The following is a 14,004-nucleotide window of genomic DNA, read 5'->3' as shown; positions in this document are numbered from 1 at the left end:
TAATTTTAATCATATTCATGTAGGTGATTAAAGTCTCATAATTATGTAATTAAACTACATTTATTTATGGTTTGAATACATAAAGACGTAGCTGAATCGTGTCTGCATGTGAAAAAAAATTACAAAAGGGCTTTTATTAACCAATAAAATAGAGTACATTATCTCTCGTAGGGTACAGAGGTAAGATGTTCTATCTTTCAGACCTTTTACTTCACGTAATCGGATTTAGCTGAATATTAGCTGCCCCAGTCGACTTTATTTCGACTGGGGCATTTTTTTGCCTAAAATTTGCTGAAGTGGTTTATGCTAGAAGTGAAAGGGGAAAGGTAATTTTCCCCTAATTAATAAAAGATCAGTCAGTTCTTGGGTAGGACAAAGAAGAGATTAAACGTTATTGTCATTTACAGGCGCTTCTTCTTTGCCTGAGTACCATTCATTAAGTGTGTTACGTAGCTTATCAATACCAATTTTTTTCAATGATGAAAAATATTCGATACGAATATCACCGACTTTACTTGCTAGTGCATCACGTACACTCATCAATTGTTGTTTACGGGCTCCAGATGCCAGTTTATCGGCTTTAGTCAGTAATACGAGTGTAGGAAGTTCAGACTCAACAGCCCAGTCAATCATTTGCATATCGAGGTCTTTTAATGGATGACGAATATCCATTAAAATAACCACACCTTTTAAGCACTCTCTTTTTTGTAAGTACTCGCCTAAAGAACGTTGCCATTTGCGCTTCATTTCTTCAGGAACTTGAGCATAACCGTAGCCAGGTAAATCGACTAAGCGTAAACCATCTTCAATTTGGAACAGGTTGATTAATTGAGTACGGCCTGGGGTTTTACTGGTTCTTGCTAACCCATTTTGTTGGGTTAAGGCATTTAAAGCACTGGATTTACCGGCATTAGAGCGACCCGCAAAGGCAATTTCAATCCCTGTATCTGGTGGTAAATGGCGGATATCAGGCGCACTAATGATGAAATGTGCTTTTTGGTAATTAAATTGGGCCATTATGGTATAAACCTCTCTGAAATAATGCGGCTTCTCATGCATACTCATTTCAATTCTGCGTGAGAAAGAATATCTAAAATATCTATTTGCTCTATTTTGGCGCAATTTAATGACTTATAACAGAGCTTAAAAATTAAAATTTACTCTGTTATGACGTAATTAGACTTATTAAGCGTAAATAAAGGTAAATGATTGGCACTATTTACCTCAGCGAATTAGAATCCCTGCATATTAAGTAAGTTGTAGACTATTAAAGTAAAGGATCCCTGCATGTTAAAACGTTTTCTTGTCACCTTCGTTACCGCTTGCACTTTAACAACAGCGACTTTTGCAATGGCAACGGGAGAAACCTTCGTTAAATTAGTCACCTCTGAAGGCAATATTGAAATATCACTGGATAATAAAAAAGCCCCAATAACAACGAAAAATTTTATTCAGTATGTCGAAGATGGATACTATAACGGCACAACTTTTCATCGTGTTATCCCCGGTTTTATGGTTCAAGGCGGTGGTTTCACTGCTGATTTGCAACAAAAGCAAACCAGAGCACCTATTAAAAATGAAGCAGATAATGGGTTACGTAATGTAAAAGGCTCTATTGCTATGGCACGTACGTCGGATAAAGATAGTGCAACCAGCCAATTCTTTATTAATGTGGCTGATAATGCCTTTTTAGATCACGGCCAACGTGATTTTGGTTATGCCGTATTTGGTAAAGTTGTAAAGGGTATGGATGTGGTTGATAAAATTTCACAAGCACAAACCCGCAATATCGGTCCTTACCAAAATGTGCCAGTAAAAACGGTTACTATTTTATCTGCTGAAGTCGTAAAAGAATAAACGCATTATTAGGATAGGGTATTTACGTATTCTAATAAGATAAAATGCATATAAACCGGAATGGAAGTATTCATTCCGGGGTTTTTTAGTACGAAAAAAATATTTTTTATCGTCTGTTTTTTCGTGTGATCTCCTGCAATAAGTATTCATTACACTATTAATCACTGTATTCATCATCAATTACCGTCATTATTGTTATTGCGCAATAAATCAGCAGATTTTCTTGCTTACTATTCATATTTTATACCTGTGCTATGATAATCGGCTTTGTTGTACCCAAGTCGGTTAAACAACGAGCTATTTTGGCAAATATACACTCGCTTTAAAATAGTAATAAAATAGATAATGATAAGAAAATCAGTCGGATAGGCTAATATGCTGTTACTTATTGATAATTACGACTCGTTTACCTACAACCTCTATCAGTATTTCTGTGAATTGGGTGCTGAGGTTGTTGTTAAGCGTAACGATGAGATTGAACTTAAAGAGATCGAAAAGATGATGCCAGCACATCTTGTTATCTCGCCAGGACCTTGTACTCCTGATGAAGCAGGGATCTCTCTTGAGGCTATACAGCGGTTTGCTGGTGAAATCCCTATTCTTGGCGTTTGTCTTGGACATCAAGCAATAGGACAAGCTTTTGGTGCATCTGTTATCAGAGCACGAGAAGTTATGCATGGTAAAAATTCATTGATACATCATAACCAACAAGGTGTTTTTAAAGGACTTAATCGCCCTTTAAGTGTAACGCGCTATCACTCTTTAGTGATAGATGCTACGACGTTACCAGTGCCTTTTGAAGTAACGGCATGGAGCCAACATGATGGAAATGTTGATGAAATTATGGGAATTCGCCATCGTACACTTCCAATTGAAGGGGTTCAATTTCACCCAGAAAGTATTTTAAGTGAACAAGGGCATGAGTTATTAAATAATTTTCTTAAATATTAATAGGATAGTATTTAAATAGCGAAATAACACCTTTTTATACAAAACCACATTTGATTTTTTATTCATATTTAGTGATTATATTTTCATATTAAATATGAATGACGATCAGGTGGGGTAATGACAAAGCAAAGTATCAACCGGGCAACTTACGATCAAGTAATGTTGCCAATTTATTCACCCGCAGAGTTTATTCCTGTCAAAGGGATGGGTAGCCGTGTTTGGGATCAGCAGGGAAAATCGTATATTGATTTTGCTGGTGGTATTGCTGTTTTAGCACTGGGGCATTCTCATCCTGCCCTTAATCAAGCCTTGAAAGAACAAAGTGAACAACTTTGGCATGTTAGTAATATATTTACTAATGAACCAGCATTACGTTTAGCGCAAAAATTAATAGATAACACATTTGCGGAACGTGTCTTTTTTGCTAATTCAGGTGCAGAAGCGAATGAAGCCGCATTTAAATTGGCTCGTCATTATGCCATCACTCGCCATAGTCCTTATAAAACTAAAATTATTGCTTTTCATCATGCATTTCATGGCAGAACACTGTTTACAGTATCTGTCGGTGGGCAGCCTAAATATGCAGATGGTTTTGGTCCTAAGCCTGCAGATATCGTGCACGTTCCTTTTAATGACTTAGATGCTGTTAAAGCGGTAATGGATGATCACACTTGTGCCGTTGTACTAGAACCAGTTCAAGGTGAAGGTGGCGTAACGGCGGCAACACCTGAGTTTATGAGAGGGCTACGTGAGCTGTGCGATAAGCATCAAGCCCTACTTGTTCTTGATGAAGTACAAACAGGTATGGGGCGTACAGGTAAGCTTTTCGCTTATATGAACTATGATGTGACACCAGACATTATTACAACCGCAAAAGCGCTAGGAAGTGGTTTCCCACTTAGTGCGATGTTAACAACACATGAGATAGCTTCTGCAATGGGTGTAGGGACTCATGGTACAACTTATGGAGGTAATCCACTAGCTTGTGCCGTGGGCAATGTCGCATTTGATTTAATTAATACGCCTGAGGTACTTGAGGGGGTAGAAAAGCGCTATCAATGGATTGTAGATGAGCTCACGGTAATAAACCAAACCTACAACGTCTTTTCGCAAATCCGTGGACAAGGATTATTGATCGGTGCGCAACTCGCACCACAATATGAAGGTAAAGCCAAAATACTATTAGGATTAGCTGCAAAGCATGGTTTAATGATGTTAAATGCAGGCGCTGATGTTATGCGTTTTACGCCATCATTAATTATTACCCAAGAAGAGTTACAAGAAGGAATGGTAGCATTAAAAGCTGCTATTGCGGAGTTTGTAAAAGAATAGTCCTTATTATAAACCCCATCACAAGAATGGGGTTTATACAGATCTTTTTATCAATAGCCCTTTGTATCGGGCTATTGTTTGTTCGGGCGGGGAAACTTAGCGAGTCCCGTAAACGACGATTGTTTTACCGTGTGCAGAGATCAGGTTTTGATCTTCCAACATTTTCAGAATACGGCCTACAGTTTCGCGTGAACAACCAACGATTTGACCGATTTCCTGACGTGTAATTTTAATTTGCATGCCATCAGGATGCGTCATAGCATCGGGTTGTTTTGCTAAGTTTAGTAAGGTTTGTGCAATACGACCTGTTACATCAAGGAAAGCAAGGTTACCTACTTTTTCTGATGTGGTTTGTAATCTGTTCGCCATTTGAGCTGACAGGCGCATCAGAATATCAGGGTTAACCTGAATTAATTGGCGGAATTTTTTATAGGAAATTTCTGCTACTTCACAGGCTGTTTTTGCTCTAACCCATGCACTACGTTCTTGATCTTCTTCAAATAATCCAAGTTCACCGATGAAATCCCCCTGATTCAGGTAGGAGAGGATCATTTCTTTCCCTTCTTCATCTTTAATAAGAACAGCCACGGAACCTTTAACAATATAATAAAGTGTTTCCGCTTTCTCACCTTGGTGGATCAGCGTGCTCTTGGATGGATATTTGTGAATATGGCAGTGTGACAAAAACCATTCAAGAGTCGGGTCTGTTTGCGGCTTGCCGAGAACCATTCGCGTTATCCTCTGTACGTTAAATGCAGCCTTTCAAAACGGATGGACTCCCTTTTGAGACAGCGTGCTTAAAAATCCTATCTTGACCTATTAACTTCCTGAGAACACGGTAAGTTAATATGGAGTAGATTATAATAAATGAGAAAATAATGCATTGATCTTAACCACTATCATCAAGCAGATATTGTTTTTAACACAATTAGTGCATTAAGTCTCGTTTTACGCAGTCAGCATAATAAACCTATTTGCTAATTGCTAGTTGAATTATGAGAATGTACTCTTTTAGTTTCTGTCATGTTTAGAGGGAAAATAAATGGAAGCACGAGTTAAGTGGGTTGAAGATTTATCTTTTGTTGGTGAATCTTCATCAGGTCATCAAATAATGATGGATGGGAACTCTGGCGATAAAGCACCAAGCCCAATGGAAATGGTCTTAATTGCTGCGGGGGGATGCAGTGCGATTGATGTAGTTAGTATTTTACGCAAAGGACGACATCAAGTCACTGATTGCGAAGTGAAATTAACATCAGAGCGTCGCGAGGAAGCCCCACGTTTATTTACTGATATCAATTTACATTTTATTGTTTCAGGTAAAGAACTCACGGATAAAATTGTTGAACGAGCTGTTCAATTATCTGCAGAAAAATATTGTTCCGTTTCTTTAATGTTAGGAAAAGCAGCTAATATTACACATTCATTTGAAATAAAAGACGCTGAATAAATTTGATATTTTAAAATAAAGTTTAATTTATAAATAATATCCCTTAATTAAGGGGATATTATTTTTATAAAAATAGATTTTATTTTTGTTAACTGATCTTTTCGCCATTTAATAATTTTTTGACTAATGGTGCCATAATTAATTCCATCGCTAATCCTAATTTGCCACCAGGCACTACAATCGTATTTATTGTTGACATAAATGAGCCATGCAACATTGCCAGCAAATAAGGAAAATCAATATCAGTTAAGCCTCTAAAGCGAATAACAATAAAACTTTCATCAAGAGTTGGGATAGCTTTAGCTGAGAATGGGTTTGATGTATCGACGGTAGGGACTCGTTGAAAGTTGATGTGAGTACGCGAAAATTGCGGAATGATATAGTTAATATAATCATCCATTGAGCGTACCACTGAATCTCTTACAGCTTCTTGTGAATGACCCCGTTCAGTTGTGTCTCGGATAAGTTTTTGTATCCACTCAAGGTTAACGATAGGGACCACACCTACTAATAAATCAACATGCTGTGCGACATCATGTTCATCAGTGACAACACCTCCGTGTAATCCTTCATAAAAGAGTACATCGGTATTATTGGGTAATGATTCCCATGGTGTAAAAGTCCCTGGTAATTGGTTGTAGGGCGTCGCTTCATCATAGGAGTGTAAATATTTACGTGATTGGCCTTGTCCTGTTTCGCTATAGTGACTGAATGTGGAACTCAGTAGGCTAAAATCATTTGCTTCAGGGCCAAAATAGCTAATATGTCGTCCTTGCTCTTTGGCTTTTCTTATCGCCATGTCCATTTCAGGGCGAGTATAGCGATGAAAACTATCTCCATCAATTAAAGCAGAATGTGCATTAAGTTGTTGGAATATCTTACGAAAAGCTTGGCTCGTGGTAGTCGTTCCTGCTCCACTTGAGCCAGTAACCGCGATGATAGGATGTTTGACTGACATAGATTATCCTTTTGCAAATAAGGTTAGCCCTTATTGGTGGCGATATTGCGCTCTGGGTGATCAATCAGAGCGAAACTGCGATGCAGGCATAATATTGACGCTTTCATGAAGTTCTGACCAAACTAACACGGCTTCACCGGATTTAAGTTGTTTTTTTACGTCGGCGACTTTTTGTTCTAGCGTCTTCTCTTGGATACCATAATCAGTGCCTTCTCGTAAAACGAAACTTTCAATAAGATTGTCTAGTGTCTCAGTGGAAAGTTCGTTCCAAGGTATTATCATTTGGTTTTCTCCAAATAAGCGGACAACCAGTCAGGTATCCGATTTTCAAGCCACATCACGGGTTTAGAAAGCTTGCCACTAACAAAACCCACATGCCCGCCAAATTCAGTAAGTTGATATTCAATATTATTGGGTAGTGTTGTGATATCAGGAATAACATCCGCAGACATAAAAGGATCATCTTTAGCGTGAATAATTAGTGTCGTTTTCTTTATTTTATTTAATAAAGGCAAAGCACTACATTGACGATAGTAATCAAGGGCATCTTTGAACCCATGAATTTTAGAGGTAATCAGATCGTCAAATTGGCGTAGCTTTTTGATGGATTTTATTGTCAACAAACTAATTGGCAATGATTCAGGATAGCGGATCAGCTTGCGTGTTGCGTTATTTTTTAGTCCTTTTAATAGATACCATTGATAAAAACGGGAAAAGCCATGCTCAATTTTAGCTGAGCATGGCTCTAACATTAATGGTGCTGATACAATAACAGCTGCATCTACAACGGCATTTTCACCACTTTCAGCAAGGTAATAAGCGAGCATGTTACCTCCAAGAGAGTAGCCAACAGCCGCTGTTGGCTGTTCACCAAATTCCTTTTTTAGCCAATTTAAAAAGTAGCGAGCATCTTCAGTTTCACCTGAGTGATAGATGCGTTTTTGTCTATTGGGTTCGCCACTGCACCCTCGAAAATGCATCACAACACTTAGCCAGCCTCTCTCTTTTGCTGCTGATAACATGCCATGAACATAAGGACTGCTAAAGCTTCCTTCTAAACCATGAAAGATAACTAACCTTGGCTTATCGAGAGCCATTTTAGGATCTTCACTCCATGCCAAATCGACAAAATCATTATCAGGAAGGTTTAGTCGTTGCCAGTAAGGCGTTAATAGTGGTGTTCTACGCACTATTCGTGGTAAAAGCGTTTGTAAATGTGGATTTTTAGCCCAACGCATTGGATTAAAGTATTGAGACATATTTTCCGTCTATCAAAATGAATTAACACTTGTTTGCTAAATAACATACTGCTATTTTCGGTGAAAATAAAACATCTGTCACATCTTTGAGCGCTCGCTATGACAATTAGCCTTATTTTTTCTTTAACTATTTTCTTGTTTATTGCTGCTATCACACCTGGACCCAACAACTTATTACTTACTTCATCAGGTGCTAATGTCGGTTTTAAAGGCTCATTAAAGCTTATGGCGGGTATTATGCTGGGAATGCAATGTGTTTTACTTAGCTCGGCATTTGGTGTGGCTGCATTACTGATTATTTATCCTGCATTGCATATAGGATTAAAGATAATCGGGAGTGCATACTTACTTTGGCTTGCTTGGAAAACAGCGACATCATCTTATCAACGTTTAGATATCCCTGCAAAAACGCCACAAGCAGTAAGTTGGTTTCAAGGTGGATTATTACAATTTCTCAATCCTAAAGCGTGGATGATGGGATTAGGGGCAGTTGGGAGCTTTAGTTTATCTGGTGATGCCTATTTTAGTACAATTATCGCGATGAGCATTGTGATGGTGATAGTGAATTTTGTTGCAGGCATTGTTTGGATTTTAGGGGGAACCTTAATCAGCTTATTTTTACAAAGCAGAAGGTCTTGGTTTATTTTTAATATTTCAATGGGATTATTAACAGCGCTCTGTGTTCCTTTGATTTGGATTGAATAAATAGCTATAAATCAATGAGTAACTTAATTATTTTGATTTAAATAATGCTTTTTTAAGTTTAGTTGACATGATTGTTCTAAACACCCATCAAAAAAAGAGTATTAATCTAGTGAAAGAGAGATCTATGATCGCCTGTTATCACGGGTATTTATGTTAAAGTGCTCTTTTATATCAGGTGAGAATAAAACTTCCTCATTTTATATAAACGTGATTATTTAACATTTTCATTTATCTAAATTTATACTTTAAAGTGAAAAATAATTCTCGCGAATAGGAATTATTTATTCCTCTTTACTGATTGTAATTAAAGAAAATTTTATTGTATATATGTTTTTAATGTGTTTTTTTTATTGTTATAACTTAATAAAAGTGTTTAAAAACGCAATATTATTGAATATATATAGATTGAATTTATATTCTCTTATTGACCCAAAAGAATAAATTATTATTAAAAATTGGAAAAAAACAAATTAAGTATTATAGAATATTGTGGTTAATGAAGAAAAACAGATAAAAAAGATAATTATAAATCTATTATAAAAGTAAGTATTTTAATAATAATATTACTTTTTATAATTCATTGTTTATGCTCTGTTTTTTATTTGTTTTTATCTGAAAACCTAAATAGCTTTAGGTTTCAAACTCTTTATCAAGAATGATCCCATATATAACGATATAGTACTCGAAGTGGATATTGTCATTATGCCAACATTAACAAAAATTGCTTGGATCAAGCCAGGTATGGCTACAAATCAGCGTAAAATAGCAGATTATATTTTAGATAATCCTGAAAAAATGGTAACACTTTCATCACAGCAATTAGCTGTAATTACAGGTGTCAGTCAGTCTGCGATTGTTAAGTTTAGTCAAAAAATAGGATTCAAAGGTTTTCCATCTTTGAAACTTGCAATAAGCGAAGAGCTAGGCCGGAAAAATGCAGGTACAGGGCAAAATACTAGCATATTACATAATCAAATAGGTTCTGATGATAGTTTAGTTGTTATTGCACAAAAACTGGCGCAAGAAAAAAATAATTCTATTAGTGATACAACTCGCCAAATTAATTATTTTCATTTTGAAAAAGTGATCCAGCTTATTGATGAAGCCCAACGTGTTCAAATTATAGGTATTGGTGGTTCTGGGTTGGTGGCCAGAGATTTAAGTTATAAATTACAAAAAATCGGCATCACGACACTTATTGAAACGGATCATCATGTCCAAATATCTGTTGCTCAAATGTTAAGTTCAAAAGACTTACAAATAGTTATTTCTTATAGTGGAAAACGAAAAGACATGTTAGTGGCAGCCTCTGTTGCTAAAAAACAGGGAGCAAAAATTATTGCTATTACAGGAGAAAAGCACTCTCCATTAGGCAGAATTTCTGATTATATATTAGAAACAATTGCGGATGAAGGAGAGTGGAGAAGTGCCTCAATCTCATCTCGTACTGCACAAAATACAATAACAGATCTTATTTTTATGGCGTTATTAAAGAAACGTGATGAATGTGCGAAGACATTAGTGCTAAGTTCTCAGGCATTAATTAATAGCCTAGATAATTAAAAATTTTGAACTGATTCAAAAAATTAATATTTAAAGGTAGGTATTTACACTTATTACTAAAGTTATTCTCCCAATGGCCGAAACGATAGTTATTTAGGCAGTGTTTTTTTGTTGAGATATTTTAATTTCAATGTCGAGGAGAGTAACTAATGCGTAACAATCAACCGGTGACACAGCGAGAATACCCGGTATCTGAAAACGCAACACTGATGTCGACGACAGATCTTGATGGCAATATTATTTATGCCAACGAGGACTTCGTCGAGGCCAGTGGGTTTTCAGTAGAGGAACTAGTGGGAAAACCCCATAATATTGTTCGGCATCCTGATATCCCTTCAGATGTTTTTAAGGATATGTGGAGAACCTTAAAACAAGGCGAAGTTTGGACTGGGATCGTTAAAAATAGACGTAAAAATGGCGATCACTATTGGGTAAGGGCCAATATCACGCCTATTATTCGTCAAGGCAAAATTCAAAGTTTTATGTCAGTCAGAACCTGTGCACTAAAAGAGGAAATAGCACAAGCTTCAGCACTTTATGATGCATTTAATCAAGGTGAATATCCTTCTCACACCTTTTTAAAAGGTGCTTTTGTTTATAAGGGATGGCAACGTTGGCGCTCATGGAATCAAACTATTTCATTAAAAAAACGCCTTCGCCTTTTTATTCTATTCCCTCTACCGTTTATGGTGTTAAGCGCATGGTTTTCTGGCTTATCCAGCTATGCTCTTTTGATGCATGTCGTTGTTTTACTATTATTACTAATGGCAAATGAGCGCATTCTGTATTTTCAAATTGTTAAACCCATCATTCAATTAAATAAACATGCTAATCGAGTTGCAACAGGAGACGAACATAACGTTGCTTACCTTAATCGTATTGATGAAATCGGGATGACTCAGCGTTCAGTTAATCAGTTAGGGCGAATGTTCCGTTGGTTAGTGAATGATGTAAGTCATCAAATTCATCAAGTCGATATTTCTTGTGATCAACTCGCAGCGGGTAATCGTGATTTATATGTAAGAACGGAACAAACAGCCAGTAATGTTGAAGCAACAGCATCTACGATGAATGAGCTTACTACAGCGGTAAGTAGTAATAGTGAAACTGCAGGGCAGGCAAATAACCTTTCTAATATCACCTGTGATGCGGCGATAAAGGGAGGCAATGCAATGGATAATATTGCCAATACTATGAATGATATTGCGAAAAGCTCAGAGCGGATCAGCAATATTATTGGTGTAATTGATAGCATTGCTTTTCAAACCAATATCCTTGCATTGAATGCATCAGTAGAAGCTGCTAGAGCAGGCGAACAAGGGCGTGGTTTTTCTGTGGTAGCGACTGAAGTGAGGGAGTTAGCACAACGCAGTGCAGAAGCAGCTAAAGAGATCAAAAAATTGATTAGTGCTTCAAGTAGTAATATCAAAGTTGGTTCAAAACAAGTCAATGAGACGGTCAGTACGATGGAGGATATTGTCGTACATGTCAAAAATGTGACCGATTTAATTGGTGAAATTAGTCTTGCTTCATCAGAACAAAGTGCGGGACTAAAGGAGTTAGGCCGTGCAGTTGAAAAGTTGGAATCGATTACGCATGAAAATGCTAACTATGTTTCTAAGGCTTCAATGATTTCAGGTGAAATGAAAGTACAAACTAATTACTTAGTCAGTGCAATTAATGTATTCCATTAAGTTGTAATTATTAGAAAATAAAAGAAAAAGACACCTACTAAAAATAGGTGTCTTTGTATTTATCTAAATCATATTTTAATCATGAAAAAACGGTGAGTTAAAAGCTTGTCCAATCATCGTCTTCATCATTTTTGACAGATGCTCCTTTCACGAAACTCTTCTCTTTTATGTCGTCCTTGGTGGTATTTTTTATTTTTTCTTCTTTTGGTTGCAGTGATTTTTCAGAAGAGAATGATTTTTCGATTATGGTATGTTGTGATTTTTTATTGTATTGCTCACTTTCAGCGGTCTTAAATTGCTCAACGATCTGTTCAAGATTGCCAGCTTCTTCGGTTAGTAAACTAGCAACAGAGGAGGATTGTTCAACCATGGCAGCATTTTGTTGGGTGGCTTTGTCCATTTCTGTAACCGCAAGAGAGACTTGGGTTATACCGCGCGTTTGTTCTTCAGATGCCGATAAAATTTCTGTCATTGAGTCTTCAACATGTTTTACAGATGTCAGTATTTCACCCATAGAAATACTGACTTGTTCAACAAGATCATTGCCATGACGAACTCGACTTATTGAGGCATCAATTAATTCTTTAATTTCCTTCGCTGCTTCAGCACTACGCTGTGCTAACTCTCTCACTTCAGTCGCTACCACAGAAAAACCACGCCCTTGTTCGCCTGCTCTAGCAGCTTCAACAGCTGCATTTAAGGAAAGAATATTGGTTTGAAAGGCAATACTGTTGATAACGGCGGTAATTTCGCCAATCTTTTGTGAGCTGTCGGCAATATCCGTCATGGTTTTCACCATGCGATTAGTGACATCGCCCCCTTTACTGGCAATATTTGATGTTTGATTGATGAGATGTGAAACTTCACGAGCGCTTTCGGTATTGTTTCTCACTGTTGCTGTGAGTTGTTCCATACTCGATGCAGTTTCTTCTAATGCGCTAGCTTGTTCTTCAGTACGGCAAGAAAGATCGGTATTACCTGCTGATAATTCTTGAACACCTGTGTAAATATGATGACTTGTTCCCCGAATAGCATTCACAATTAATGAGAGCTCAGTGCGCATATATTGAATACCCGTAATTAATTGGTCAATTTCATTATTTCCTTTTGCTGTGATGTTTTTATTTTCTAATAAATTCCCTTGTGAAATTTCTGACATATAATCCACGATTTGATTGATACGTAAAACAATATTTCGACGTATCCAAAGCACAACAAGAACTGTAAAAAGAATAAAAATAAACATAAAAACAAACGCTAAAATTAACGTTCGTTCATAATTACCTTGTGCAGCTTGTGTTGCATGGGTCACCACATTATCACTGAGGTAATCTGTTGCTTCATAGAGGGATTGAGTAAAACGCTCATTAGTATTATGAGCATAAAGAGATTGAAAGCCGTAGTAATCTCGAATTTCTAAACATGAGGCAAGCTGATCAAGATCGTAAATAACACGATTAAAAAGCTTTTTCATACTTTCTATTTTTTCAGGATCAAAGTTGGCGTTGGATGCAGAAGTAAAGTATGAGGTAATAATACGTGTAATTTCTTGTTTTCGTTGTGGATAAGTGGAAAGAAATTGGGTGATTTTATCTTCTGCAATGTCAGGAGTGAGATGGGCTTCAAACATAACATTAAGCATATCTTCACGTAATTTATTTAACTCTGCATAACCATAATCCATCGTTTTTATCTGTTCAAAGCCATTTGCTAATTGTGAGATCCGCTTATTTGTTAAACTCGCATCACGGATACTCATTGCACCAGAGAAAAGTTGAATAATGCAAAACAGTATTAAAATAAACATTAAGCCATTAGATATTTTTATTCGTTTCAGCATAGCCTTACCTATTTAATTGATTTGTAGGACACACAGCAAGGAGCGATAACTATTTATCAATTAAACTTATTCGGCTTAATATTTAAAAACTTTATTGTTTCTACTCTATTTAATAGTAAAGACGACTTATATTTCTTTTTTTAGCTTTAATTATCAGCTAATAGCTAAAATATTCTAATGATTTATATAAAAGACTATAGGTATATTGGCTTACTCATTTTTTATGTTAATCGATATAATAATAAGTGCTTGTAATGATTTTGCTGAATAAGAGAGCAATAATGAGCAGTGTTTTTTCTTTATTTATCGATTTATCTTATAATAAGTGAAATAAACGTATTGATTTCGAAAATACTCTCAATGTTTCTTAAAAAGCGTTCTTTTTTCTGTATAAA

13 protein-coding genes are annotated in these 14,004 nt (G+C 36.4%); 7 read left to right on the top strand and 6 right to left on the bottom strand.

Annotation, left to right across the window (positions count from 1 at the left end):
* Window positions 1-384 precede the first annotated feature (384 nt).
* Window positions 385-1,017 (bottom strand): ribosome biogenesis GTP-binding protein YihA/YsxC, encoded by a 633-nt coding sequence (gene yihA / locus GTH24_RS18625; protein ID WP_072068778.1) that lies wholly within the window; start codon window positions 1,015-1,017, stop codon window positions 385-387.
* 270 nt (window positions 1,018-1,287) lie between these two features.
* Here yihA and ppiA point away from each other — a divergent pair, with 270 nt between their 5' ends.
* The 3 genes from ppiA to argD all read left to right on the top strand — a co-directional run bounded on the left by ppiA (window position 1,288) and on the right by argD (window position 4,140).
* A complete protein-coding gene (gene ppiA, locus GTH24_RS18620; protein WP_072068777.1) occupies window positions 1,288-1,857 on the top strand; it encodes a peptidylprolyl isomerase A in 570 nt (189 codons plus the stop codon).
* Window positions 1,858-2,232: 375 nt separating this feature from the next.
* Window positions 2,233-2,808 (top strand): aminodeoxychorismate synthase component II, encoded by a 576-nt coding sequence (locus tag GTH24_RS18615; RefSeq protein WP_072068776.1) that lies wholly within the window; start codon window positions 2,233-2,235, stop codon window positions 2,806-2,808.
* A 117-nt stretch (window positions 2,809-2,925) separates the two neighbouring features.
* Window positions 2,926-4,140, top strand: coding sequence for a bifunctional acetylornithine/succinyldiaminopimelate transaminase (gene argD / locus GTH24_RS18610; RefSeq protein ID WP_164526816.1), 1,215 nt, complete (start codon window positions 2,926-2,928; stop codon window positions 4,138-4,140).
* Between the two features lie 96 nt (window positions 4,141-4,236).
* On the opposite strand, the gene crp is transcribed toward argD, so the two are convergent.
* The gene (gene crp, locus GTH24_RS18605; RefSeq protein WP_004246872.1) at window positions 4,237-4,869 is read right to left on the bottom strand and encodes a cAMP-activated global transcriptional regulator CRP; all 633 of its coding nucleotides are present in this window, start codon (window positions 4,867-4,869) and stop codon (window positions 4,237-4,239) included.
* Window positions 4,870-5,182: 313 nt separating this feature from the next.
* On the opposite strand from crp, the gene GTH24_RS18600 reads away from it, so the two are divergent.
* On the top strand, window positions 5,183-5,590 hold the full coding sequence (locus GTH24_RS18600; protein WP_036933917.1) for an OsmC family protein: 408 nt from the start codon (window positions 5,183-5,185) through the stop codon (window positions 5,588-5,590).
* A gap of 88 nt (window positions 5,591-5,678) precedes the next feature.
* Here the strand turns inward: GTH24_RS18600 and GTH24_RS18595 are convergent, their stop codons facing one another.
* Genes GTH24_RS18595 through GTH24_RS18585 form a run of 3 tightly spaced genes read right to left on the bottom strand, consistent with a single transcriptional unit; the run spans window position 5,679 to window position 7,807 of the window.
* Window positions 5,679-6,548 (bottom strand): phosphoribulokinase, encoded by an 870-nt coding sequence (locus tag GTH24_RS18595; RefSeq protein WP_072068774.1) that lies wholly within the window; start codon window positions 6,546-6,548, stop codon window positions 5,679-5,681.
* Between the two features lie 60 nt (window positions 6,549-6,608).
* Window positions 6,609-6,830 (bottom strand): YheU family protein, encoded by a 222-nt coding sequence (locus tag GTH24_RS18590; protein ID WP_036933921.1) that lies wholly within the window; start codon window positions 6,828-6,830, stop codon window positions 6,609-6,611.
* On the bottom strand, window positions 6,827-7,807 hold the full coding sequence (locus GTH24_RS18585) for a hydrolase (protein ID WP_072068773.1): 981 nt from the start codon (window positions 7,805-7,807) through the stop codon (window positions 6,827-6,829). Before GTH24_RS18585 ends, GTH24_RS18590 begins: the two co-directional genes overlap by 4 nt.
* Window positions 7,808-7,906: 99 nt before the next feature.
* On the opposite strand from GTH24_RS18585, the gene GTH24_RS18580 reads away from it, so the two are divergent.
* The 3 genes from GTH24_RS18580 (at window position 7,907) to GTH24_RS18570 (ending at window position 11,769) form a co-directional block, all read left to right on the top strand.
* Window positions 7,907-8,512, top strand: coding sequence for a LysE family translocator (locus tag GTH24_RS18580; RefSeq protein WP_164526815.1), 606 nt, complete (start codon window positions 7,907-7,909; stop codon window positions 8,510-8,512).
* Between the two features lie 702 nt (window positions 8,513-9,214).
* Entirely contained in the window at window positions 9,215-10,075 is an 861-nt protein-coding gene (locus GTH24_RS18575; RefSeq protein WP_072068771.1) for an SIS domain-containing protein, read from the top strand.
* Window positions 10,076-10,224: 149 nt separating this feature from the next.
* On the top strand, window positions 10,225-11,769 hold the full coding sequence (locus GTH24_RS18570) for a methyl-accepting chemotaxis protein (protein ID WP_072068770.1): 1,545 nt from the start codon (window positions 10,225-10,227) through the stop codon (window positions 11,767-11,769).
* 97 nt (window positions 11,770-11,866) lie between these two features.
* Here GTH24_RS18570 and GTH24_RS18565 read toward each other — a convergent pair whose 3' ends face one another.
* On the bottom strand, window positions 11,867-13,609 hold the full coding sequence (locus GTH24_RS18565; RefSeq protein ID WP_072068769.1) for a methyl-accepting chemotaxis protein: 1,743 nt from the start codon (window positions 13,607-13,609) through the stop codon (window positions 11,867-11,869).
* Window positions 13,610-14,004 lie beyond the last annotated feature (395 nt).

It is taken from the genome of Proteus vulgaris (genome assembly GCF_011045815.1).
GTDB lineage: Bacteria > Pseudomonadota > Gammaproteobacteria > Enterobacterales > Enterobacteriaceae > Proteus > Proteus vulgaris_B.
The sequence above is the reverse complement of the archived record's forward strand: the minus strand, read 5'-3'. Positions and strand labels throughout refer to the sequence as shown.